Origin of the sequence: Halarcobacter sp. (assembly GCF_963675975.1) — a bacterium.
GTDB lineage: Bacteria > Campylobacterota > Campylobacteria > Campylobacterales > Arcobacteraceae > Halarcobacter.
Genome location: NZ_OY780939.1, coordinates 1,237,384 through 1,262,921, shown reverse-complemented (window position 1 = coordinate 1,262,921; position 25,538 = coordinate 1,237,384). Strand labels below are relative to the sequence as shown.

At 27.4% G+C, this 25,538-nt stretch carries 24 protein-coding genes; 14 read left to right on the top strand and 10 right to left on the bottom strand.

The window, feature by feature from the left end; all coding sequences use genetic code 11:
* The gene (locus ACKU3H_RS06240; protein ID WP_320036117.1) at positions 1 to 876 is read right to left on the bottom strand and encodes an AraC family transcriptional regulator; all 876 of its coding nucleotides are present in this window, start codon (positions 874 to 876) and stop codon (positions 1 to 3) included.
* A 142-nt stretch (positions 877 to 1,018) separates the two neighbouring features.
* Here ACKU3H_RS06240 and ACKU3H_RS06235 point away from each other — a divergent pair, with 142 nt between their 5' ends.
* Both ACKU3H_RS06235 and ACKU3H_RS06230 read left to right on the top strand, forming a co-directional pair.
* The gene (locus tag ACKU3H_RS06235) at positions 1,019 to 2,470 is read left to right on the top strand and encodes an acetyl-CoA carboxylase biotin carboxylase subunit (protein WP_320036116.1); all 1,452 of its coding nucleotides are present in this window, start codon (positions 1,019 to 1,021) and stop codon (positions 2,468 to 2,470) included.
* A gap of 1 nt (position 2,471) precedes the next feature.
* A complete protein-coding gene (locus ACKU3H_RS06230) occupies positions 2,472 to 3,107 on the top strand; it encodes a carbonic anhydrase (RefSeq protein ID WP_320036115.1) in 636 nt (211 codons plus the stop codon).
* Here ACKU3H_RS06230 and ACKU3H_RS06225 read toward each other — a convergent pair.
* From ACKU3H_RS06225 to rpsO, 3 genes are all read right to left on the bottom strand, one after another.
* Positions 3,099 to 4,148 (bottom strand): phosphoesterase, encoded by a 1,050-nt coding sequence (locus ACKU3H_RS06225; RefSeq protein WP_320036114.1) that lies wholly within the window; start codon positions 4,146 to 4,148, stop codon positions 3,099 to 3,101. The two genes, ACKU3H_RS06230 and ACKU3H_RS06225, sit on opposite strands and share 9 nt — an antisense overlap.
* Complete coding sequence (locus ACKU3H_RS06220) at positions 4,145 to 4,546, bottom strand: Rrf2 family transcriptional regulator (protein ID WP_320036113.1); 402 nt, start codon at positions 4,544 to 4,546, stop codon at positions 4,145 to 4,147. The genes ACKU3H_RS06225 and ACKU3H_RS06220 overlap by 4 nt, the downstream gene beginning before the upstream one ends.
* 142 nt (positions 4,547 to 4,688) lie before the next feature.
* Positions 4,689 to 4,961 carry a 30S ribosomal protein S15 gene (gene rpsO, locus ACKU3H_RS06215; RefSeq protein ID WP_320036112.1) on the bottom strand — a complete coding sequence of 91 codons (273 nt, stop codon included), beginning with the start codon at positions 4,959 to 4,961 and terminating at the stop codon, positions 4,689 to 4,691.
* A 107-nt stretch (positions 4,962 to 5,068) separates the two neighbouring features.
* Here rpsO and ACKU3H_RS06210 point away from each other — a divergent pair, with 107 nt between their 5' ends.
* The 5 genes from ACKU3H_RS06210 (at position 5,069) to ACKU3H_RS06190 (ending at position 11,429) form a co-directional block, all read left to right on the top strand.
* Positions 5,069 to 5,863: an ATP-binding cassette domain-containing protein gene (locus tag ACKU3H_RS06210; RefSeq protein WP_320036111.1), complete on the top strand. Its 795-nt coding sequence runs from the start codon at positions 5,069 to 5,071 to the stop codon at positions 5,861 to 5,863.
* A gap of 70 nt (positions 5,864 to 5,933) precedes the next feature.
* On the top strand, positions 5,934 to 7,907 hold the full coding sequence (locus ACKU3H_RS06205; RefSeq protein WP_320036110.1) for a GGDEF domain-containing protein: 1,974 nt from the start codon (positions 5,934 to 5,936) through the stop codon (positions 7,905 to 7,907).
* 25 nt (positions 7,908 to 7,932) lie between these two features.
* Positions 7,933 to 9,873: an EAL domain-containing protein gene (locus ACKU3H_RS06200; RefSeq protein ID WP_320036109.1), complete on the top strand. Its 1,941-nt coding sequence runs from the start codon at positions 7,933 to 7,935 to the stop codon at positions 9,871 to 9,873.
* A 91-nt stretch (positions 9,874 to 9,964) separates the two neighbouring features.
* Complete coding sequence (locus ACKU3H_RS06195) at positions 9,965 to 10,603, top strand: hypothetical protein (RefSeq protein ID WP_320036108.1); 639 nt, start codon at positions 9,965 to 9,967, stop codon at positions 10,601 to 10,603.
* Between the two features lie 13 nt (positions 10,604 to 10,616).
* Positions 10,617 to 11,429, top strand: a complete 813-nt coding sequence (locus ACKU3H_RS06190; RefSeq protein WP_320036107.1) for a hypothetical protein — start codon at positions 10,617 to 10,619, stop codon at positions 11,427 to 11,429.
* Position 11,430: 1 nt separating this feature from the next.
* On the opposite strand, the gene moaA is transcribed toward ACKU3H_RS06190, so the two are convergent.
* Positions 11,431 to 12,393: a GTP 3',8-cyclase MoaA gene (gene moaA / locus ACKU3H_RS06185; RefSeq protein WP_320036106.1), complete on the bottom strand. Its 963-nt coding sequence runs from the start codon at positions 12,391 to 12,393 to the stop codon at positions 11,431 to 11,433.
* A gap of 163 nt (positions 12,394 to 12,556) precedes the next feature.
* Here moaA and cobA point away from each other — a divergent pair, with 163 nt between their 5' ends.
* A complete protein-coding gene (cobA, locus tag ACKU3H_RS06180; RefSeq protein WP_320036105.1) occupies positions 12,557 to 13,291 on the top strand; it encodes a uroporphyrinogen-III C-methyltransferase in 735 nt (244 codons plus the stop codon).
* Here cobA and ACKU3H_RS06175 read toward each other — a convergent pair.
* Positions 13,288 to 13,857, bottom strand: coding sequence for a bifunctional precorrin-2 dehydrogenase/sirohydrochlorin ferrochelatase (locus ACKU3H_RS06175; RefSeq protein WP_320036104.1), 570 nt, complete (start codon positions 13,855 to 13,857; stop codon positions 13,288 to 13,290). The genes cobA and ACKU3H_RS06175 overlap by 4 nt on opposite strands.
* Positions 13,858 to 14,051: 194 nt before the next feature.
* Here ACKU3H_RS06175 and ACKU3H_RS06170 point away from each other — a divergent pair, with 194 nt between their 5' ends.
* From ACKU3H_RS06170 to ACKU3H_RS06155, 4 genes are all read left to right on the top strand, one after another.
* Positions 14,052 to 15,068 carry an amino acid ABC transporter substrate-binding protein gene (locus ACKU3H_RS06170; RefSeq protein ID WP_320036103.1) on the top strand — a complete coding sequence of 339 codons (1,017 nt, stop codon included), beginning with the start codon at positions 14,052 to 14,054 and terminating at the stop codon, positions 15,066 to 15,068.
* 123 nt (positions 15,069 to 15,191) lie between these two features.
* A complete protein-coding gene (locus tag ACKU3H_RS06165; protein WP_320036102.1) occupies positions 15,192 to 16,376 on the top strand; it encodes an amino acid ABC transporter permease in 1,185 nt (394 codons plus the stop codon).
* Complete coding sequence (locus tag ACKU3H_RS06160) at positions 16,376 to 17,452, top strand: amino acid ABC transporter permease (RefSeq protein ID WP_320036101.1); 1,077 nt, start codon at positions 16,376 to 16,378, stop codon at positions 17,450 to 17,452. The genes ACKU3H_RS06165 and ACKU3H_RS06160 overlap by 1 nt, the downstream gene beginning before the upstream one ends.
* A 29-nt stretch (positions 17,453 to 17,481) precedes the next feature.
* Positions 17,482 to 18,210: an amino acid ABC transporter ATP-binding protein gene (locus ACKU3H_RS06155; RefSeq protein WP_407933688.1), complete on the top strand. Its 729-nt coding sequence runs from the start codon at positions 17,482 to 17,484 to the stop codon at positions 18,208 to 18,210.
* Between the two features lie 28 nt (positions 18,211 to 18,238).
* Here the strand turns inward: ACKU3H_RS06155 and ACKU3H_RS06150 are convergent, their stop codons facing one another.
* The 3 genes from ACKU3H_RS06150 to ACKU3H_RS06140 form a co-directional block, all read right to left on the bottom strand.
* On the bottom strand, positions 18,239 to 18,868 hold the full coding sequence (locus ACKU3H_RS06150) for a LysE family translocator (RefSeq protein ID WP_320036099.1): 630 nt from the start codon (positions 18,866 to 18,868) through the stop codon (positions 18,239 to 18,241).
* An 85-nt stretch (positions 18,869 to 18,953) separates the two neighbouring features.
* Complete coding sequence (gene ald, locus ACKU3H_RS06145) at positions 18,954 to 20,060, bottom strand: alanine dehydrogenase (protein WP_320036098.1); 1,107 nt, start codon at positions 20,058 to 20,060, stop codon at positions 18,954 to 18,956.
* A 142-nt stretch (positions 20,061 to 20,202) separates the two neighbouring features.
* Positions 20,203 to 21,171 (bottom strand): glycosyl transferase, encoded by a 969-nt coding sequence (locus ACKU3H_RS06140; RefSeq protein ID WP_320036097.1) that lies wholly within the window; start codon positions 21,169 to 21,171, stop codon positions 20,203 to 20,205.
* Between the two features lie 68 nt (positions 21,172 to 21,239).
* Between ACKU3H_RS06140 and ACKU3H_RS06135 the strand changes: the two genes are divergently transcribed.
* Positions 21,240 to 21,617, top strand: coding sequence for a hypothetical protein (locus ACKU3H_RS06135; protein ID WP_320036096.1), 378 nt, complete (start codon positions 21,240 to 21,242; stop codon positions 21,615 to 21,617).
* Positions 21,618 to 21,694: 77 nt separating this feature from the next.
* On the top strand, positions 21,695 to 23,689 hold the full coding sequence (locus tag ACKU3H_RS06130) for an EAL domain-containing protein (RefSeq protein ID WP_320036095.1): 1,995 nt from the start codon (positions 21,695 to 21,697) through the stop codon (positions 23,687 to 23,689).
* A gap of 20 nt (positions 23,690 to 23,709) precedes the next feature.
* Here the strand turns inward: ACKU3H_RS06130 and ACKU3H_RS06125 are convergent, their stop codons facing one another.
* Positions 23,710 to 25,509, bottom strand: a complete 1,800-nt coding sequence (locus tag ACKU3H_RS06125) for an alkaline phosphatase D family protein (protein ID WP_320036094.1) — start codon at positions 25,507 to 25,509, stop codon at positions 23,710 to 23,712.
* Positions 25,510 to 25,538: the final 29 nt, after the last annotated feature.

The following is a 25,538-nucleotide window of genomic DNA, read 5'->3' as shown; positions in this document are numbered from 1 at the left end:
CTAATAGTTTATTGATACATAAAAACTCATATTAAACTCATTATCATCACTTAAAAAATTGTTTTTATGATAGATTATATATGAGGGTTTAGTTGTTGTTTCATATTCGCTATTAATAAGCCATTCATGATAAACCCAATTCATAAACTTTAAAATATCCCCTTGATGTCCTTGAACATCAAACTTAGCATATACTCCACTTGATATTTTAAACTTAGGCACTCTTTGAGATAAGGTCTCTTCTTTTTCATCTGTTTGTATACAAGCTATATATTGACACTCATTAAGTGGTGTAATTACAGGATTGTCGTGTAACAAAGCAATTTGTTTATACTCTTTTATATCATTGTTTAAAATAAGGGTTTGAAGTTTTTGCCAAGTCTCTCTAATATTTATGTTATAACCTTTATTTCTAATATAATAACTTTTTATCTCTGGCATCTTTACAATTGTAGGAACAAGTCTTGAAAAATCTGCTTTTGAGTTCATAGCTTTTTTTGACTGTTTCATAATCTCATTAGAGTAACTTTTATATCCACCTTTTCTCCACTGCTTTGGTGACATATCAAATCTTTTTGTAAAAGCTTTGATAAAAGAGGAATGGGAACTATATCCACAAAGATTTGCAATATTTGAAATAGTTGAATATCTATTTGTTAGAAGTAAATTTGCAGCTTTTTGCAATCTAATTGATTTTATACTCTCATAAATATTTTTTCCAAAAGCTTCTTTAAAAACCCTATGCATATGAAACTTACTTATATCTAAATCATAACTTAACTCTTCAAGGTCGATATGAGTGTCGATATGGGTGTACACATAATACATTATTGCATTTGCAATTTTATCTCTTTTTTCTAGTGTTTCTTTTTTCATTTTACTAGTTTATCAAAAACAGAATAAATTTTAAGCACAAATAGACAATTATTTAAACATAAAACAACAATAAATTTAGCAAAAAAGATAAAGAATTTTTCTTTTTTAAATTCTACAATAGAGAAAACAAAAAAGGTTTATTATGAATAAGATATCAAAAGTATTAATAGCAAATAGAGGTGAGATTGCTCTTAGAATAATAAGAGCCTGTAAAGAATTAGATATAACAAGTGTAGCTATCTTCTCTGAGATAGATGTAGAGGGTTTATGGGTTAGAAAAGCTGATGAATGTTATCCAATTATGGGGGATGTTATACAAGCATATTTAAATTTTGAAACCATAATTAATATTGCAAAAAAAGCAAACTGTGATGCAATTCATCCAGGATATGGTTTTTTAAGTGAAAATGCTGACTTTGCAAAAGCTTGTGAAGAAGCAGGAATAATTTTTATAGGTCCAAAACCAGAACATATTGCTCTATTTGGAGATAAGATGGCTTCAAAAGTAGCTATGAAAAAAGTTGGTGTTCCTATATTAGAAGGTACAAATGAACCAGTTGAGGATAAAAAAGAAGCTAAAAATATAGCTGCTAAGATTGGATTTCCTATTATTATCAAAGCTGCCTTTGGTGGTGGAGGTAGAGGTATGAGAATAGTAAGAAAGGAAAAAGAGTTTGATGCTATGTTTGACAGTGCCACAAATGAAGCTTTAAAATTCTTTGGAAATGGTCAAGTATTTATTGAAAAATATGTGGAAAACCCAAGACATATTGAGGTTCAGATTATTGCAGATAAATATGGAAATGTAGTTCACCTAGGTGAGAGGGATTGTTCAATCCAAAGAAGACACCAAAAAGTTATAGAGATATCTCCATCTCCAAGATTAAATCAAGAGGTTAGAAAAGAGTTATATAGAATCTCAACAAAAGCAATGTTCAAATTAGGTTATGAAAGTGTAGGTACAGTTGAGTTTTTAGTTGATGAAGAGGATAATATCTATTTTATTGAGATGAATACTAGAGTTCAAGTAGAACACCCTGTTACAGAGATTACAAGTGGAATTGATATTATTCAAAGAATGATAGAGATTGCAGATGGTGACAAGATGAAATATATGCAAGAGGAGATAAATTTTAGAGGTTACGCAATTGAGTTTAGAATCAACGCAGAAAACCCACAAAAAAATTTTATGCCATCATCTGGAACAATTGAAAAATACCTAACTCCAAATGGACCTGGAGTAAGACTTGATTCTGCTGCTTATACAGGATATAAGGTTCCTGCAAATTATGATTCTATGATAGGGAAACTTATTGTATGGGCTTTAGATTGGGATGGAACTGTAAAAAAAGCAAGACGGGCTTTAGATGAGTTTGTATTAGAAGGATTTCCTACAAATATTGAACTTCACAGAGAAATAGTAAGAGACGAAGACTTTATAGAAGGAAAACTAAACACAAGTTATTTAGATAAAAAAATGGATAAATTTACCCTAAGTGCAAAAGACCACTTACAAGATGAAGAGAAAAAAATCTCTAAAATAATGCAATTTATAAACACAATAAAAAATAAAAAAGTAAATGTGAGAAATTAATATGACAATTGAAGATTTAAAAATAGGAAATAAACTATTTAGAGATACAAAATTTAAAGAATATAAAAATGACTTTGAGACATTAGTTGAAAAGGGTCAAACTCCAGAGATTCTTTTTATTGGTTGTAGTGATAGTAGAGTTGTACCTGATTTAATAATCTCATCAAAACCAGGAGATATGTTCATCATAAGAAATGCAGGTAACTTTGTACCTCCCTATAAAGATGACAACGATTACCATGGTACAACTGCAACCATAGAGTTTGCAGTTTCTGTTTTAAATGTAAAACATATTATTATATGTGGACACTCAAATTGTGGTGCTTGTAGATCTTTATATATGGATTTAGAAAATAATAACTCTTTAGTTCACATGAAAAAATGGTTACAATTAGGTATGAAAGCCAAAGAAGAGGTATTAAGAAAGTTTGACTTCTTTGAAGATGAAGAAAGAATCTACAGAGCAACTGAAAAAATCTCTGTTATTCATCAACTTGAAAACCTTTTAACTTTTCCAGAAATCAAAAAAAGAATAAAAGAGGGAAAATTAAATATTCATGGATGGCACTACAAAATAGAAGATGGAACCATTGAATATTATGACAATAAGAAAAAAAGATTTGAGAATTTATGCTAAGGAATCAAGTTTTCTTTGCATAAATGATTTTACAACATCATAATCGATTGTTTCTTTAAAATCATCAAATCTACAACCAGAAGCATTTGGGTGACCTCCCCCATCTGCTAACTCTTGAGCAATTAAAGAAACATTTACTTTCCCATCTGCTCTAAAAGAGGTATTTCCTTTTCTACTAATATCAATAAAGAAATCATAATCTTCATTTGCTACTAAAAAAGCATTTGCAGGAATAGAAATAGACCCCAAAGTATAAGTTAAAAGACCTTTGTGCCCTTTGTAAGTTACTGTTAGTTTCTCTTTTAAATCTTCTAAAGATTTTACAAGATATTTAGCACTTAGATTATCTATTGTATCATCGTGTTCATCTTGCTTTAAAAACTCTTTTTTCATAAAATGAATTTCATTGTCAAGCTTTATATGCGCATTTTCTTCATTTAAAAATTTTGCTGACTCTTTTAATAGATATAATCTAAAGTCTCTATTTAAATCAGGGAATAGAATATTATTTATCTCTCTTACTCTACTAACCATCGATAATAATACTTTTCCAAATTCAAAACCATCAGTTTCTATATCAACCCAAATATCAATAGCATTTATACAAAAAACTAAAGGTTCAAGCCATTTTTTTGTTTCTTCATCAAAGCCATTTAGTGTTTCATTTACATAAGCATATGTGATTTTTGCAGCACATCTTGATGTATCTAAATAATACCATTCATAATCATCAGCACTTTTTTGCCCTGTTGCATGGTGGTCAAGAAGTTGTAGTTTTATATTAAATCCATCTTCGTTTAGTTTATTTATAGATTTATTTAAATCTTTTGATTCTTGTATAGTTAGATTTAAATCAGTAATTAAAAAAAGAATCTCTTCATCTTTATAAGCTTCAATATCTTGAAGCATTTTTTTTATATTTAATTTAACTTCAATACCATAATTGGCATTGTAATAAAATCCCTTTTTAAAATACTCTTTTGTTATAAGTTGACAACTATATCCATCTAAGTCTGTATGAGATAAATGAAAAAGAATCATAAAGCAATATCCTTTAGAGTCAGTTCCTCTAAAAAGACATTTATTCTACTTTGAAGATTGTTTAATACTGGCCATAAACTACATGCATTTGCCAAATCTGATGGACAAGAAGAAACTGATGGTGAACATTCAAATACTGAAGGTATTTTTTCTTCTGCTACTGTAGTTATTTCTAAAATTGTAATCTCATCATAAGGTTTTTTAAGGACAAATCCACCATTAACTCCCCTATGAGACAATACAATATCATTTTTAGCTAGATTTTGCATGATTTTTGCAAGAAAAGATTTAGGAATATTTAGTTCACGCGATAATACATCAACATTTTTAGGTGCATCACTTTTTGCAATTGATATTAATGATAATAAAGCATATTCACTTTTTTTTGTAAGTAACATAAATTTCCTAACTTTTGTTTTTTTCTATTTTACACGAACAATTATTAAATTTGATTATTTTTGTAAACTAATTTGATTCTTTATTAAAAAAAAAGGTTGCAAGACTACTTGCAACCTTTTTTCAAGTAACTAAATAAAATAATTATTTAGCTCTAATTCCTAAATCTGCAACTAATGTAGTAAATCTAGCGTAATCAGTTTTTCTTAAGTATGCTAAAAGTCTTTTTCTTTTACCAACCATTTTTAAAAGACCTAATCTTGACGAGTGATCTTTTTTATTAGTTTTTAAATGCTCTGTTAAAACTCTAATTTGCTCTGTTAATACTGCAATTTGAACTTCTGCAGAACCTGTGTCTTTTTCATCTCTTCTGTATTTTGCAATAATACTTGCTTTTACTTCCTGATCTAAAGCCATCATTGACCTCCTAATAGGTATAATTAATCTCACTAAAATTAAGTGGACGCGAATTTTATACTAATTTATATTAATTTTAGTTTAAGGAATATTATTAAGGATATATGATGGATGAAAAAATTATTGATTTTGAAAATATTTATGTAAGTTATAATGTTAAACCAGTATTAGAAAATATCAATTTACAAATAAAATTAGGTGAGCATTGGGCTATTCTAGGTCAAAATGGAAGTGGTAAATCTACACTTATTAAACTTATCTCAAATGACTTATACCCAAATACTAAATATAAATTCAAAAAAGAACTTTTTGGACAAAAAATATGGAGTATTTTTGAATTAAAGAAAAACTTAGGAATTATCACAAATGATTTACACAACTACTTTAGTGAACATGGCAATTACCTAAGTGCATATGAGGTTGTATTAAGTGGATATTACAGTTCAATTGGTATTTTTAAACACCAAGATTTTACAGAAGAACAATACAAAAGAGCTTTAGAGGTTTTAGAATTTTTAGAGATTTCAGATATTAAAGATAAAAAAGTTCAACATATGAGTACAGGACAGTTAAGAAGATGTGTAATAGGACGAGCTCTTGTTCATAAACCAAAAGCTTTTATATTAGATGAACCAACTGTTGGACTAGATATAAAAGCACAAGACAGTTTTTTAAAAATCATTAGAAAACTTTCAAAATATTCTTCTATAATACTAGTTACTCATCATTTTGAAGAGGTATTTCCTGAAATAGACAATATTGCACTGGTTTATAATAAAACAATATATAAACAAGGTAAGAAAGATGAGATTTTAAACTCAGAAAATATATCAACAATATTTGATTCTAAAATTGAGCTTGCTTGTGAGAATGATAGGTATTATGTTAAAAATATAAATTAATTATAAGTGAAAAATCATTCATAATAAAAAAATTAATTTTATTTAGAGTTTTATATAGATAAAATATTATATGAAATTAACTACCAAACTATTAGCTTTGCCTATTTTTATTTCAATTATAGTGCCAATGGTATCTTTATTTTTTTTAAAAGATTTACGACAAAACTATGAAGAGTTAGACAAAAATCATAAAATAAAGGTACATAGTGCTTATGAAGTTGAGATAAATATATTAGAAGTTGAAAAATATATTCTTGATATAATCAACAATAATAGTTTAAAAAAACAAATAGATTTTACAAACTTAGAACCATACCAAACTTACAAATTTTATTTAAATCAAATTAAAAACTCATCAAAAGATGAACAAAGTAAAAATAATTTAAAACTCCTCGAATCTTTAACTAATAAATTTATGAATGTAAGTATAGAACTTATAAATCTTACAAATAGACAAAATATTCTTGTTGAGAAGGTAAATGATATTGTAAATCAAACAATTGATTATGAGCTTGATACAAACTTAGAACCAAATGCAAAAAATAAAGATTTATTATCTTTATATGATGAATTAGAAATCAATACTTTTGAATTAATTGCTGCAAAAAGGGGTTATTATGAAAGCAATAATGACTTTTTTAAAGGAAGAATAAAAAGTAGTATTGAGGATTATTATGAAATAAAAAAACAATTAAAGAATATGAAACTATCTGAAAATGAAATAAGCAGTTTAAATATTATTGATACTGCTTTTATAAAACTTGAAAAATATATCTTTGAATTTATTACTCTTACAGATAGAAAAGAGATTTTAATAAAACAAATGTCAACTTTAATAAATAATGATATAGATTCGGTATTAGATAATCACATACAAGCAAGTTTAGCAAAAGAGAATGAAGAATCTTCTAACTATTTCAAAGAGAAAATTAATTTTTTTATATCTTTATCAGTAGTCATTTGGATAGTTTTAATATTAGTATCACTATTTTTATTGAATCCTGTTATTAAATATATTAAGAACTTAACAAAAACACTAAAATCTGGGGATTATAAAGATTTAAACAATATAAAAAAACCAAATGATGAATTAGGTTTCTTAACAAATGTAATACAAGAACAATATAACGCCCTAATTGAAAGTAAAAATGAACTATTTTTTAAAAAAGAGCAAATTGAAAAAACAAATAAAAATTTAAAAAAATTTATAAATACTCAAAACAATATAGTATTTTTATCAACAGCTGAAAAAATCACTTATGCAAATAAAAAGTTTTTTGACTTCTTTGGATATAAAAATCTAAAAGAATTTTATAGTATAAACTCTTCAATATGTGAACTATTTATAAATCATGACAAATTCTTTTTCAATAAAGAAAAAAAAGACTATTGGATAGAATCTATAAAAAAAATAGATACGTCTAAAAGAGTAGTTTCTATTATAGGTATAGATTTAAAACCATATATTTTTTCTGTTTCAATAAACAATTTTGATGAAGAGAGTTATATAGTAAGTTTTACAGATATTTCAGAAACAATATTAGAAAATATAAAATTAGAAAACAAAACTTTAATCGATAAACTAACTAAAGCCTACAATAGAGAATATTTTGAACAAAAAATAAATTATTTTATAAATAAATACCAAACAAACGATTCTTATTTAGCAATAGCTATGATAGATATTGATTACTTTAAGAAAGTTAATGATGAATTTGGACATGATATTGGAGATGAAGTTCTAATCCAATTTGTAGAAATAATAAAATCTAACTCTAGAAAAGAGGATATTTTAGTTAGATGGGGTGGAGAAGAGTTTATTTTAATTATAAAAGTTCCCTCTAATGATGCTTTGAAAAAAATATTAGAAAAAATGAGAGTAGCAATAAAAGAAAACTATTTTAAAAAAGTTGGTCAAAAAACTTGTTCAATAGGAGCAACACTTTACAAAGAAAATGAAGATATTTATGATACTGTAAAAAGAGCTGATATAGCAGTGTATGAGGCAAAAAATAAAGGTAGGGATTGTATCATAATACAATAATATTAAATAGGTATAAAAGAAAAAGATGGATTTAGATATAAAAAGAGAAGAGATTAAAAACAGAGCATTTAATGAAAGTTTTGCAATTATTTCATTTAAACTTGATGGAACAATAAAAAATGCCAATGAAAAATTTCTATCCTTATTTGGGTATAAATTAGAAGAGATAAAAAATAAACACCATAAAATACTATGTGATGAAGATTTTACAAACTCTGTAGAGTATAGAAAATTCTGGTATGAATTATCTACAGGAAAATTAAATAGTGGTGAATTTAAAAGAGTAAAAAAAGATGGAACTTCAATATATCTGCAAGCAACATATAAACCTCTAATCAATGACAATGGACAAGTATTTGAAATATTAAAATTTGCCCAAGATATTACTAAAAACAGATTAGAAACTCAAAAATATGAAATACAATTAAAAGCGATAAATAAAGCTCATGCAGTTATTGAATTTGATATGGATGGCAATATATTAAAAGCAAACAAAAATTTTCTAAATGCAATGGGTTACAAATTAGATGAGATAAAAGGTAAGCATCATAAAATTTTTTGTGATAAAGAGTATTCTCAATCAAAAGAATATAAAAACTTTTGGGAAAAGTTAAACAAAGGAAAATTTGATACGGGTAAATATCTAAGAGAGGGTAAAAATGGAAAAAAAGTTTGGATACAAGCAACCTATACACCAATTTTAGATTTAGATAAAAATCCAGTAAAAATAATAAAATTTGCCCAAGATATTACTCAATTTGAAATTGTCAAAAAAGACACCTTAACAGGTCTTTATAACAGAGAAAAGCTTTTGATGGATATAGAACAAAATAAAAAGAACAATTTAGCTGTTATTGATATAAATAGTTTTTTTTATATTAATGATTTTTTCGGAAATGATTTAGCCAATAATTTAATAAAAAAAGCATCAGAAGAGCTTTTAACTTATCTAGTAAAAGATTGTGAACTTTATAAAATAAATATAAATAGATTTGCTCTACTAAATTGCACTTTTTCAAAAGATAAATTTTTAGTATTAGTAAAAGAGATAAATGAGCAACTAAAAAATACTTTAATAGATTTAGGTATAAAAAAAGTTCGTTTAAATAATACTATTGGAATCTCTTTTGAACATAAATCAAAACTTCTTAGTACTGCTGAAATTATAAATAAATATGCAAAAGATAAAAATAAAAGTTTATTAATCTACTCAGAATCTTTTAATATAGAAAAAGAGTTTGAAGATAATCTTTGGTGGACGGAAAAAATAAGAACTGCCTTAGAGGAAGATAGAGTAATAGTTTATTATCAACCAATATTTAATAACTTTTCTAAAAAAATAGAAAAATATGAAGCTTTAGTAAGAATAATAGATACAGATCAAACTATTATTTCACCTTTTCAGTTTTTAGATATTGCAAAAAAATCTAGACAATATATAGAGATTACAAAAAGAGTTATTCAAAAATCATTTGAAAACTTTAAAGAAAAAGAGTTTCAATTTTCTATTAATCTAACTATGGAAGATATTTTAGATGATGAACTACAAGACTATTTATTTTTTAAAATAGAAGAATATAATATTGCAAAAAAACTTGTTGTAGAACTAGTTGAATCTGAAAAAATAACCACTTATGAACCAGTATTTCAATTTATTGATAGATTAAAAGCTCTTGGCTGTGAAATTGCGATTGATGATTTTGGTAGTGGTTATAGCAATTTTGAATATTTAGTAAAGATTGACGCTGATTATGTAAAAATAGATGGTTCAATTATAAAAAGAATTTTGGAAAATACAAACTCCCTTGAAGTTGTAAAATCAATTGTTAGTTTTACTAAAAAAATGGGGATAAAAACAATAGCTGAATTTATTTCAAATAAAGAACTTCTTGAAAAGGTAAATGAGTTAGGAATCGATTACTCACAAGGTTTTTATATAGGAAAACCCCAACAAGACTTACAATAAAAATTTTTAAATTAAAACTTTTCTTGCAAAAAATATAAAAATCTGTTACAATTTTATAAAGTTTAAACTAATCTAAAGAAAAGGAGAGATTATGAGCCAAGTTCCAGAATTAATGAATAACCCTAATAATCCCTCTTTTTATCTTGAAGAATTAGAAATATATAATATAAAAGAAGCAAAAGAGTTGATAGATATTGAAAAACTTTCATTTTCGCTTTTTGCTATTTGGAATTGTGTAACTACAAATCTACAAAGAAGAATTGAATTTTTTGGAATAGAAAACTTTTTAAATCTTTTAAAAAATAAATCCTCATATAATAAAAATGCAAGTACATTAAAACAAAGATGGCTTAATATCGATGAACTAGACTTAATAGAGTATTCAAAAGATTTAAACCTTATAAACAATATTTCATATGAATTAATAAAAGTTTTATTTTGGCTAAAAACAGACGTAAATCAAGATCAAAAAACATCTAAAGAAGAGATATACTCTTTAATCTTTCTTCTTGAAAAAAATCTATTTTGTAATAAATTTAAAAAAGATAAAAGAGAAATCAATAACAATAATAAAACTGCTTTTAATAGAAGAAAAGAGGATAATAAAGAAGAGATAATTTCAACTTCAACTACACATCAAGAATTAGTTTTAAAAAATAGTGTTGAACACTTTAAGAATAATTTAGAGACTAATAATAAAAATGATAAACTTCTAACTGCTTATATATAAAGGTAGTTAATTTATGCAAATTTATGTTTTAGAAAAAGGGTTTACTTATAAACTCTTTATGTTGACAGCGTTTTCTCTTTTTGCTTTGGTTATGTACCAAGGTCATTTAACAGGAGAAACCATATACACAATTTTATTTATCGCTTCAGTTGCTTTATGTTCATTTCAAATAGCCTCATTTATTTATGTTCTTATTGTAAAAAGAACAATACATTTTAATATAAGCCCAAAAGAGGTTTGTTGGGAAATATTTGATAATAAAAAACTTCAGAAAAAAATCTGTATACATAGAAAAGAGATAGAAGAAGTTAAAACTGAAGTTAATTATTTAACAGGAAATATCTATTCAAAATTTACTTTAACATTTGTATTAAAGGATAGTTCAGAAATAGAATTAACAGATGGGATGATTTATGATTTAGGATTAAAAAAAGCTGAACATATGTGTCGGTATTTATTAAACAATAACCTTGGACATGAACAAGATATAAAGTTTACAAAACTTTTAAATGAAGAAAATATTGACACTTTTAAAGAACAAAAGTTTTCTAAAAGTGATGGAGAATTTTATTACATAGGAATTATCTCTAAAAATAAAAAAGAGTTTTTATCCCTTAGATTACAATTAGAATCTTTATATAAAGAGTATAAAATAGTAGAAAAAAATGCAAATAATGAGTATCTTATTAGAAGTGAAAACAACAAACACTCTTATATCTATTTACGTTCAAATGCATTTGGGTATTTTATAGAATTTTATAAAGTAAAAAGAAAAGAAGATTTAAAGATGCTAAAAGAGATGGGAAGGCAAAAGATAGGGTTTTAAATCACCCTCCTGTCTCATAAAAAGCTCTAGCTGAAACTTCTGAATCTTCTGTCCACTTATTTTTTTCTGGTTTATTTGCTAAAACATCTTTTAAAATTGCAACAGCTTTTGGAATATCTTTATTTTTTATTGCTTCTTTGATACTTTGTGCATCCTCATAATATAAACATGGAATTAAAACACCACTTGCAGTTAATCTAATTCTATTACATGTGGCACAAAAATCATCTTTGTGAGGTTCTATAATACCAAATACATATCCATCCTCTAATTTGTATTCTTGAGATGGAGAAGAACCTTCTCTTTCTAGTTTTTCAAAGTTGTAGCTTTTTTTAATAAGCTCTTGTATCTCTTCTGAGTTAAGCCCTTTGGCATATTTACTTGCATGGTCATTTTCCATATATTCGATAAATCTAACTTGATACCCTTTTTCTTTACAGAAATCGATTATATCAACAAGTTCATTATCGTTTATACCTTTCATAGGTACGCAGTTTATTTTTATTTTAAGTCCTGCATCATCTGCTGCTTGGATACCTTTTAATACAGTTTTTAAAACATCTTTTTGTGCAACTTTTGCAGCAACATCAGGCTTTAATGAATCTAAAGATACATTTATTCTTTTTAGTCCAGCATCTGCAAGTTTTTGAGCACTTTTTGGTAAAAGAAATCCATTTGTTGTTAATGCTAAATCAATATCATCTTTATATGTAGAAATCATTTTTATAAAACTATCAAGCCCCTCTCTTAATAAGGGTTCTCCACCAGTTATTCTAACTTTTTTTACACCCTCATCAATTGATACTTTAATAAATTCAAATAACTCTTCATAAGATAATAACTCTTCTCTTGGAACCCAAGAAAATGGTTTTTCTGGCATACAATATTGACATCTAAAATTACATCTTTCAGTAACAGATACTCTTAGATAATCTACTTTTCTGCCATGCCCATCAATCAACATATACTCAACCTTTAAAAAATTTTGTTAGCTTAATATAAAAAAGCTTAAATCACATAAAATTTAACATAATAAATTAAAAGTTAAATTTTGTAAACAAATTAACCCGAAAATTAAAAGTTTTGAAAAATTGTTTAGATATACTTCCAATAAAAAAAGAGAATGCATGGAATCTAAAGTTTATTTGACAGGAGCGGGGCCTGGAGATATAGAACTTCTAACAGTAAAAGCTTTAAAAGTTATACAAACAGCTGATGTAATTATATATGATAAATTAGCCAATCCAGAAATATTAAAAGAAGCAAAAAAAGATGTAGAAACAATTTTTGTAGGAAAAGAGAAAGGTTTTCATAGAGTCCCACAAGATGAAATAAATGAAATAATCTATCAATGTGCACTAAAATATAAAAATGTAGTAAGGCTTAAAGGTGGAGATCCATTTGTTTTTGGAAGAGGTGGAGAGGAAGCTTTATACCTAAAAGAAAGAGGTATTAAATTTGAGATCATTCCAGGTGTAACATCTGCTATTTCAGTGCCTGCTTATGCAGGGATCCCTGTTACAAATAGAGGAATCACACCTTCATTTAGAGTTGTGACGGGACATAGAAAAAGTAGTGAAAATATTGCTGATATAAATTGGAAATCATTTATAGAAGATGAAACTATAGTTTTTCTAATGGGGTTACATAATATTAGTTTAATAGTAACAAAACTATTAGAGGTTGGAAAATCTAAAGATTATCCCTGTGCAATAATCTCAAATGGTACAACAAAAAAACAAAAAGTGATTACAGGAACTCTTAGTGATATTGTGGATAAATCAAAAGATGCTGTTTCACCTTCAATTATTATAATTGGTGAAGTTGTAAACTTGCGAGAGCAATTAAGATGGTTTGATTAGAGTTTAAAACTCTTTTCAAAATACTCAGAAACTTTACCTTTTAGTTCAGACATTCTTTTTTCACCTTTTGGAAGAGTTTTTCTTAACTCTTTCATTCTAGATAAAAATTTATCTATATCATTTGGTAATATTTTTTTCAAATACACTTTTAAATTTTTTGAAAAAGCAGGAGATACACCATTCGTGGATATGGCAAGAGTTAAATCCCCCTCTTTTAAAAAAGTTGGAAAATAAAAATCACAATATTTTTGGAAATCTACACAATTATATAATATATGTGTGCTTCTTGATTCAAAATAGATATTTTCTTGTAATTCAAGATTATTCACTGCACAAATCACCATATCAAAATCTAAAATATCTTTTTTTTCATATTTTCTATTAATTTTTGTCAAATTGTATTTTTTTATTAAAAGATCTATATCTTGTGAAAAATCTTCTGATAATATAGTTATATTTTTAGTAAATTCTAATAAATTATTAATTCTTCTTAAAGCAATATTTCCAGCACCAATAACTAATATTTTTTTATTTTCTAAAGATAAAAATATTGGAAAGTTTGACATTTGTTACCTTTTTGTAAAATACTCAATAATTATAGTTAAATAATTTGTATTTAGGATAAATATTATAAATTGCATATAAATTATACAAATTATTACAAAAAAGTTTCATTTTTTTCCTTTATAATAGTAATTGCTATTCAGTTGCTATATTCAATTTATATAATAGTAGCTCAAACCCAATAAAAGGAAAAAATATGAAATTACTAAAAACTGCCTCTTTAAGTCTTGCAGCTATTGCAATGGCTGCTACGGTATCAATGGCTGATACTTTAGAAACTACAAAGAAAAATGGTGTTCTAAGTTGTGGGCTTAATACTGGTCTACCAGGATTTGCTTCTCCAGATTCAAAAGGTGTTTGGAAAGGTTTAGATGTTGATATGTGTAGAGCTGTTGCTGCTGCTGTATTAGGTGATGCTTCAAAAGTTAAATATGCTCACTTAAATGCAAAAGAGAGATTTACTGCTTTATCAAGTGGTGAAGTTGATGTTTTAGCTAGAAACACTACTTGGACTGCTACAAGAGACACATCTTTAGGTTTAAACTTTACTGGTGTTAACTATTATGATGGTCAAGGTTTTTTAGTAAAAAAAGATTTAGGTGTTAAATCAGCAAAAGAGTTAGATGGTGCAACATTTTGTATCCAAGCTGGTACTACTACTGAGCTTAACTTAACTGACTACTTTAAAGCTAACAAAATGGAATATAAACCTATTACTTATGATACATCAGCACAAACTATTGAAGGTTTCGAAGCTGGTAGATGTGATGCTTTAACTTCTGATGCATCTCAATTATATGGTTTAAGAACTACTTTAAAAGATCCAAATTCTGCAATCGTATTACCTGAAATTATTTCAAAAGAGCCTTTAGGTCCAGTTGTTAGACAAGGTGACGACGTATGGTTTAATATTGTTAAATGGACTCACATTGCAATGTTAAATGCTGAAGAGTTAGGTGTAACTTCTGCAAATGTTGATGAAATGCTAAAATCTCCAAACCCATCAATCAAAAGACTTTTAGGTGAGTCTGGTGATATTGGTAAAAACTTAGGTTTAGATCCTAAATGGGCATATAATATTATCAAACAAGTTGGTAACTATGGTGAAGCATTCGAAAGAAATGTTGGAAAAGAGTCTCCACTTGGTATTGCAAGAGGTTTAAACGCACTATGGAAAGATGGTGGTTTACAATATGGAGCACCAATTAGATAATCTAAATTTATTTAGATTTGATTCAAAAGGGGAAGATTCACTTCCCCTTTTTTTTGTGGGAAGAGTATCTTCCAAACAATTAAAAAACATGATCCTTGTTAAGGATTGTTTTAAGGTTGAAAAATGACAAAGCATAAAAAAAAGCCACAAGCTAATGTAGCTTTTTATAATAACCCTGAAAACAGGGCAATTATTTATCAAATACTAGCCTTAGCTGGTATATTTTTATTTACATATTTTGTTTTAAACAATATGTTTATAAACATTGAAAAACGTGGGATTAATACAGGATTTGACTTTTTAGGTAGTGAGGCAGGATTTGGGATTATTCAATCACTAGTCCATTATGATGAATCAGACTCACATGGAAAAGTTTTTATAGTTGGACTTCTAAATACAATATTAGTATCTGTTATTAGTATCTTTTTTGCTACAATAATCGGTCTTTTAGTTGGAATTGGGAGACTTTCAAAAAACTGGATGATTTCAAAATTATCTATGGTTTATGTAGAAACTTTCAGAAATATTCCTATATTACTACAAATACTTTTTTGGTACAATGTTGTATTGGCCTCACTTCCAAGCCCAAGGCAATCTTTTTCATATTTAGATACAATTTTCTTCAATAATAGAGGACTTTATATTCCAAGTCCAGTTTTAGAAAGTGGATTTATTGCAGTATTTATTGCATTTATCTTAGCTATAGTAGCAGTTGTATTTTTAGCTAAGTGGTCGAAAAAGAGACATGATGAAACAGGTGAAGAGTTTCCTATTGTAACTACTTCTCTTGCTATTTTAATTTTGGCTCCAACGCTTGTATTTTTTGTAAGTGGTATGCCTGCAAGTTTAGATTATCCAGCACTAAAAGGTTTTAACTTTAAAGGTGGTTGGTCACTTATTCCAGAACTACTTGCATTATCTTTTGCACTTAGTATTTATACAGCTACATATATAGCCGAAGCTGTAAGAGCTGGTATTGAATCTGTGCCAAAAGGGCAAAAAGAAGCAGCTCACTCTTTAGGATTAAAAGATCACGTAATCTTAAAAAAAGTTGTTTTACCTCAAGCTCTTAGAGTTATTATTCCTCCTGTGATTAATCAATACTTAAACCTAACAAAGAACTCATCTCTTGCAACTGCAATTGGATATCCAGAACTTGTAACTCTTTTTGCTGGTACTTCTTTAAATGTTGTTGGACAAGCAATTGAGATTATATTGATGACAATGGCTGTATATTTAACATTAAGTATTATTATCTCTATTCTTATGAACTATATTAATTCTAAAATGCAAATAAAGGAGAGATAATGGCAATTTATGAGAAAAAACAAGCTAGACCTGCTCCTTCTGGAACAAAAGGTTTTGGACATTGGTTAAGGGAAAATCTATTTTCTGATGTTACAAGTACAATTCTTACTTTAGTATCATTATATATACTTTATCTTATCTTACCGCCATTATTAAACTGGTTAATCTTTGATGCTACATGGAGTGGAACAAAAGAAGAGATCACAGGTGATGGAGCTAGATGGATATTTATTTATGAAAAGTTTAATCAATTTATATATGGTTTTTATCCACACGCTGAACAATGGAGACCAAATTTAATTCTTATTTTGTTTATTATAAGTATTGTAATATTTAAAAAAGTTCCTACAAAAGTAAAATTTGCAATTATTGCACTATTTCCAATAGTATCATTTTTCCTTCTTTATGGAGGGTTTGGTTTAGATATAGTTCCTACAACAAAATGGGGTGGTTTATTACTTACTATTGTTGTAGCATCTGTTGGTATTGTTGCATCTTTTCCAATAGGGGTTTTATTTGCTTTAGGTAGACAATCTAGAATGCCTATTATTAGAACAATTTCAATAATGTATATTGAGTTTATTAGAGGGGTACCATTAATTACACTTTTATTTATGTCATCAGTAATTTTACCTTTATTTTTCCCAGAAGGGATGGATTTTGATAAACTACTAAGAGCATTAATTGGTATTACTCTTTTCCAAGCTGCATATATTGCAGAAGTAGTAAGAGGTGGATTACAAGCGATTCCTAAAGGTCAGTATGAAGCAGCTGATTCAATGGCTTTAACATATTGGCAATCAATGGGATTAATTATTTTACCACAAGCACTTAAAATATCAATTCCAAACATAGTTGGTGCTTTTATTTCATTATTTAAAGATACTACACTAGTATTGATTATTGGATTATTTGACCTTCTTGCAATGGTTACATTAACAACAACTGATGCAAACTGGTTAGGATTTGAAACTGAGGGTTATGTATTTATAACCTTTATATACTGGGTAATTTGTTTTAGCATGTCAAAATATGCAAAATCAATTGAAGATAAATTTAATACAAACCATAGATAATAGGAAAAAGAATGAGTAATATAGATTATATGATTGAGATGAATCAACTTAACAAATGGTACGGGGATTTCCACGTACTAAAAGACGTAAATTTAAAAGTAAAAAAAGGTGAAAGAGTTGTAATTTGTGGTCCTTCAGGTTCAGGTAAATCTACAACAATTAGATGTATTAACAGACTTGAACCTTTTCAAGAGGGTGAGATTTATGTAAAAGGTTTACAACTAACTGAAGATGTAAAAAGGATTAGAGAGGTTAGAAAACATGTTGGTATGGTTTTCCAACACTTCAATCTTTTTCCACACCTTTCAATCTTAGAAAACTTAGTACTTGCTCCAACTTGGGTTTCTAAAAAACCTAGAAAAGAAGCAGTTGAAACAGCAATGCACTATTTAGAAAGAGTTAAAATTGCTGAGCAAGCTCATAAATATCCAAATCAATTATCTGGTGGACAACAACAAAGGGTTGCTATTGCTAGATGTCTATGTAGTAATCCAGATATTATGCTATTTGATGAACCAACAGCAGCACTAGACCCAGAAATGATTGGTGAAGTTCTAGATGTTATGACAGAACTAGCTGAAGATGGTATTACAATGGTTTGTGTAACACATGAGATGGGATTTGCAAAAAAAGTTGCAGATAGAGTTATCTTTATGGATGCAGGTCAAATTGTTGAAGAGAATACTCCTGTTGAATTCTTTGAAAATCCACAATCAGACAGATTAAAAACTTTCTTAGAACAAATCTTAGATCACTAAAAGAGAATTTTCTCTTTTAGTTTCTTTATTAACTAGAAGCTAACCAAACTCCAATACCTATCATAAGTGTTCCGGCAATTTTATTTATTAATCTAACATTTGAACTATCTTGTAAAATTTTTCTAAGTGTACTTCCACCTGAGGCATAAATTATTAAACACAAAAACTCTAAAGATAAAATCATCAATATCAAAATTGGTAATTGAGAAATCATAGGTAAAGAATCATCTATAAAAGGTGGCAAAAGTGCTATAAAAAATGCCCATCCTTTTGGATTAGCAATTGCAGTTACAAAACCTTGCATAGCAAGTGATTTTTTTGAGATATTAAACTCACAACTTTTATCAAGTTTTAAAGCCATCTTACCCTTTGACATCCACATTTGAATACCAAGATAAGCTAAATATGCTCCACCACCATATTTTAAAAAAAGAAATATTGTAGGGTATTTAAGCATAATTGTTGCTACACCAATTACAGAAGAAGTTGCTACTAGCCCTACTCCTATAAGTTCACCATACATCATATAAAATGTTTTTTTTAATCCTATACTCATTCCCATACTAAGAGCAAGAGTCATACACATTCCAGGGGTAATTGATACAAAAAAGAAAGTGGGAATAAAAACTAAAAGTAATGTTATATTTACTAAATCCAAATTCAATCCTTTAAAATTGGATTATATACTAAAAGAGTTAAAAAGGGAAAGAAATTTTTCCCTTTTTATAAAAAATTTAATTTTATTAAAATGTTACTGCTTCAAAAGCTATATCTAAACTTTTTGCAACAGCTTCGTTTGTTAATTTACCATCATAAGTATTAAGACCATTTAATAAGTGTTTATCATCTGCTAATGCTTTTTCTAAACCTTTATTAGCAATATTTAATCCATGTCTTAATGTTGTTGCTGTTAAAGCTAATGTTGAAGTTAAAGAAACAGCTCCTGGCATATTTGCAACACAATAGTGAACCACATCATTTACAACATAAGTTGGATTATCATGATAAGTAGCTTTTGAAGTTTCAAAACATCCACCTTGGTCGATTGCAACATCTACAATTACAGAGTTTTTCTTCATAGTTTTTAAATCTTCTTCTTTTATAAGTTTTGGTGCAGCTGCTCCTGGAATTAAAACTGCTCCAATAACTAAATCAGCCTCTTGAATAGATTTTAGAATATTTGCTCTATTTGAAAATAGTGTATTAACTTGAGAACCAAAAAGATCATCATAAAAAGCAAGTCTTGATGCAGAAATATCAAGTACAGTTACATTTGCTCCTAGTCCAACAGCCATTTTACAAGCATTTAGACCAACAATTCCACCACCAATTATAACTACATTTCCTCTTTGAACTCCTGGAACTCCACCTAAAAGAACCCCTCTTCCACCAAATGGTTTTTCAAGATATTTTGCACCCTCTTGAGCAGCTAGTCTTCCTGCAATTTCACTCATAGGAGTAAGACAAGGTAGTCCTCCTTCAGCACTTGTAATTGTTTCATATGCTACAGCTTTTACTTTTTTTTCTAATAACATTTGCGCTTGTGGTTTATCTGCTGCAATATGTAAATATGTATAAAGGATTTGTCCCTCATGGAAATATTCATACTCTTCTGGCAATGGCTCTTTAACTTTTACAATCATTTCACTCTCATCAAAGATTTTCTTTTTATCTTCTTCAATGATTGCTCCCACAGCTTTATATTCTGCATCTTCAAACCCTGCACCAACACCAGCATCTTTTTCTACATAAACTGTATGTCCGTTTTGTACATAAGCTTCTACGCAACTTGGAGTTAAACCAACTCTATATTCGTGAACTTTAATCTCTTTTATTAAACCTATTTTCATTTAATTTCCTTAAATATTTTAATTTAATTAAATTATATCAGAAGATTTAATTAAAATATGAATATTTTTTAAACAAATTTAAATTTTTTTTGATTTTATTATATTTTTGAGAAAATTGAAGTGAAATTAAATTTCACTTCAATTATTTTATAAAGAATAGTTTTTTAAAGAAGTTAGTTATACAACAAGCTTTGTTATTTAACATCTCATAAGCTTTTTCAATAGATTCAACTCTATTTGCACTAAAAAGTAAAACTGCCACATTTAATTTAACAATTTTCATCAACTCAGCACTTGGATTATTTATAATAGATAAGTTCTCTTCTAAGGTAATATTTTCATAAGTATTTGTATAGTTTATCCCTAAATCTTTTAGTTTTATACTTTTTTCAACAATCTCTCCATCAACATTTACCCAGTATTTAAAATCATTAAACACTTCACAAGCCCCTTCACTACCTTTTATAATAAGTAAATTTTCATAATTGCTTGAAAAAAGTTTTTTATACTTTTCAACATATGGTCTATGAAATGCTGATGTAATAGCATATTTAGAACTTGCAGGATTTAATAGTTTTTCTACTGTATTAAAAATTGTTCTCATATAAAGTTTTTTTCTTAAATATGTTAATTCTGATAACTCTTTAAAATAGTTAGCTCTATCAAAAAAATGTATTTTTTCATCTAGTTCAACGGCATTTGCAACATCTTTTACAGTTAATCCAGCTTTTGCTGGTTGAAGCTTATCACCGCTTATAACTATTTCAAAAGGTTCAATCTCTTTATTTCTATTAAAAAAGTCTTTTAATACACTTGCATATAAAGGGAAAAGATATGGTTGATTTGTTTTCCCATCATAAGAGTATCCAAGCTCTACAGACTCAGGAATAGATTCTCTTTTTATATATTTATCAAAAGTTTCTAAACACCCTTTTAGTTCATCATCAGATTCAAGCTTAACCCTTAAAAGCATTAAAAAAGCTGCTGATTGCTCACTTTCACACTTCTTTTCTAAAATTGCTTCAATAGCTTCTTTTATCTCTTCTTTTGTTAAGTCTCTATTTGATTTAGGTCCAGTTCCAACTGCTTTTATATATTTAAAAAAATTCATTACGTATCCCATTAAAAAGTTTTTTTATATTATCACAAAATATACACAAAAATATAGTAAAATGAAGTATGAAAAATATAATTTTACTAATTTTACTATCTTCAATCCAACTATTTGCTTTTAAAAGTGATGTAAAACAAATTTTTGCATTTACTATTTATGATGAAAAAGGTCATGGAGAAAATATTCAAAATATAAGAAAAACTGTAAATGACTATAATGGAATCTGCTTTACAAAAATATTTTTAAGGGGAAGTAATTTAAATATTAAACCAAAAGTAATGATAGGAAATTCAAAGGGTAAATATGTTGATTCAGAACCTGTTTACAAAAATAAAATAATGATTGGCAAAATTATGACTTATAGACATTTAGGTGTAGAAGAGGGACTACTTAAAATTATTTTTAGAAAAAAACTATATGATGCAAGAGTATATGTTAAATAATTTATAGTTAAATTTTATCAGATTTTATTTATTTTCATTATGTTAAAATTGCATTCATTTTAAATAAAAGTTACTATATGCATAATAATCAAAATATTTCTGAAACTTTTCTAAAAAATGCAAGTGAATTATCTGCTTTATATGTAGAAGATAATCTTGATGTTGCTAAAGTTGTTCAGAAACTCCTAAAACTATTTTTATCTAAAATTGATCATGTATCAAATGGAGAAGAAGCCCTATCTAAATTTAAATCAAAAAGTTATGATTTAATATTAACTGATATAAGTATGCCAAAAATGAATGGTATTGAGTTAATTGAAAAAGTTAGAGAATTTGATCCCCATATTCCCATTATTGTTGTATCAGCTCATGGGGAACAAGAATATATGTTTAAAGCAATTCAAGCTGGAATTGATGGATTTATATTAAAACCCTTAGAACCTGAACAGTTCAAAAAAGTTCTTTTTAAAGCAGTTGAAAAAACTCTTATTTATAAAGAACATAATAAAAATTTATCAATATTAAAACAATATCAAGATATTACCAATAAAAGTTCGATTATTTCTAAAACAGATCCTAGTGGTATTATAACTTTTGTAAATGAAAACTTTTTAAAAGTATCTGAATACGCTGAAGAAGAGCTAATAGGAAGATCCCATGCTTTAATAAGACATCCAGATAACTCAAAAGAGTTTTTTAAAGATTTATGGTACACAATTAGTAGAAAAAAAGAGTCTTGGGAAGGGGTTATTAAAAACCTATCAAAAACTGGAAAACCCTATTATGTAAAAACGGTAATAAAACCACTTCTAGATGAAAAAGGAAATGTATTAGAGTATATTGCACTAAGAAACGATATTAGTGAAATTATGAGTGAAAAGAAACAACTTATAAGTTCGCTTGAATCAAATAACAACTCAATATTGATTATGATTCAAATAGAAAACTTTGATATTTTAGATAAGTTTTATGATACAAAAACTGTAGAAAAAATCGAACATATATATGGAACTACTCTTTTAAATCATATGCCCCATAACCAAACATTTAAAAAAATATATACATTAGGTGATGGTTGTTTTGCTATTTCTGAAGATTATGACAAAATAATTGCTGAATACCCTGAACTTGATGTGGAAAAACAATTACATAAATTTATAAAAAACACTAGAAATAGTACTATAAAACTTGAAAATATAGATTATGATATCTCTGTAGTAGTAAGTTATAGTATTGGAACAAAAAACTTATATGAAAATGTAAAATATGGGATAGAAAAAGCTATAGATGAGAATAAAAATTTAATTTTTGCAAACAATTTGATGAAAGAAGCTCAAATAACTGCAAAAAACAATATTGAAACAATTCAAATGGTAAAAAAAGCGTTAGATGACTCTAAAATAATATCTTTTTTCCAGCCTATAATTGATAATAGTACAAAAAAAGTTATCAAATATGAATCTCTAGTTAGGCTTATAAATGAAAATGATGAAGTTATTTCACCTTACTTTTTCCTTGATGTTTCAAAAAAAGGAAGTTATTACACAAAGATTACAAATCGTGTAATTGAAAACTCTTTTTTAATCCTAGATCATATAAAAGACAATGTTAGTATAAATATTTCGGTACTAGATATTGAAAATGATGCGATTAGAGAAAAACTTATAACTTTAGTAACTAAACCTCAATATAAAGGTAGAGTTACTTTTGAACTATTAGAAGATGAACATATTAAAGATTATCAAAAAGTAAGAGAATTTATTAGATTAGTTAAAGATGTGGGTAATGCAAAAATTGCAATTGATGACTTTGGTAGTGGATATTCAAACTTTGAAAGACTTTTAGTATACTCACCAGATATTTTAAAAATAGATGGAAGTCTTATAAAAAATATTGAAAATGATGAATTTAGTAGAAATCTAGTTGAAACAATTGTTGTGTTTGCCAAAAAACAAGGTATTAAAACTATTGCTGAATTTGTTGAAAATGAGAATATCTATAATATTTTAACTGCCCTTGGAGTTGATTACTCACAAGGTTACTATTTTGGTAAACCTGAGAAATTAATATAAGAGAGATTCTCTTATATTAATTATGAAATTGTATTAGTATTAACTTTTGTTTTTAAATTATTCTCTCTAGTTTGATCTAAACTATATGTTGTTGAATCATAATTATCAACATAATACCATGTTGTATTAACCTCTTCTTTTGTAAAAGATACAACCATAAAACCTCTTTGATTTAAATTAGCATATTTTAAATCGTCAACCAAAAATGTTAACGCAGCTTCAAAACTTTGTGCAGCAGCTAAAGAAGATAAGCCTGCATAATCTTCCATCCCTGGTGATGTTACTGATGTTACGGCATACTCAACTCCAACTAAATCACCAGATTGATCTTTGATTTCATTTGCCCAAGAGTTATGTGTATCACCTGCTAATACTACAAGATTTTTACCTAAAGCTTTTGATGTACCAAGTATCACTTCCCTTTCATAAAAATACCCATCCCAAGCATCTAAGTTATATGGTATAGTTGTCTCGATTCTCGCTATTTCTTCTACTGTTAAGCTTGGATCACTCTGTAATATTCTTGTTTTAATAGCAATCAATTCAGTTATTGTTGTATTCAAATTGTTTAATATTACAAGTTTTTCAGCATCAGAAATATCTGAATCTAACTGTGCAATCATAGTTAATAATTCAGCCGGTAGAAACATTTTTCCCATTAATACTTGTTGCCCTAATACCTGCCATGTTGCTGTAGAATTTGATAAACTATTTTGTAGCCAAGCTAACTGTTCACTTCCCAACATTGTTCTTGAAGAATCTATTAAATCTTGTGTAAATGTTGTAGAATCAAAGTTTGCAAGATTGTCAAAATAATCTGAATAGCTTAATTGTTTATCTCTTCCTAAAACTCTTGTATCTAACATATAAAGATTTACAAGATTACCAAATTCAAAATTTCTATATATAATTTCATTATTATTATCTTCAAAAGGTCTTATAGGTAACCATTCAAAATATGCTTGTAGTGCATGCTCTTTTCTTAAATCAAATTCCCCTTCACTTGAATCATGATTTTCAGCACCATCTTTATAAGTATCATTCGCAATCTCATGATCATCCCAAACAGTAATAACTGGCAAGTTTTGATGTAAAGCTAATGACCCAATATCTGTTCTATATAAAGCATATCTTTTTCTATAATCTTCTAATGTTAAAAGTTCAGTATTGTTGTCACTTGGAAGTTCTCTTCCAATTGCAATTGCATTTTTTGTTGCATAAGCTGGTGTAACACCATCATCATTTTCATACATACCATATTCATAAATATAGTCACCTAAATGTAAAGCTACATCTAACTGCATTTTAGAAGCTTCCATATATGCATTAAAATATCCATTTGGATAATTAGAGCATGAGAAAACTGCCATTTTTACTTCACTAGGATTACTTGAAATTGTTTTTGTTTTTCCTATAATAGATGTTTTTTCATTCGATTTAAATCTATAGTAATAAATTTTATTCTCTTCTAAATCTTGTAAATCAATCTTTACTGTATAATCTCTTTCTTTTTTAGTTGTAATATTTCCTGATCTTACTATTGTCGTAAAATCTTCATCTTCTGAAACTTGATAAAATAAATTCACAGTATCTATATCACTTAAAGGAGTAATTCTAGTCCATAGAATAACACTGTTTGTTGTAGGATCACCACTTGCTACACCATGATTAAATTCTACATCAATTGTATTCCAAAAGTCTAAAGAGAAAGCTGTATCATCTCCTCCCCCTGAGCAACCTGTTATTGCTGTAGAAACTATGAGTGTACTTGCAGTTAATGCAGAAATTCTTAAAAAGTCTCTTCTTGTAATCTTCGCCATCTATCCACCTTTTTAAATTTGAGGTAGTT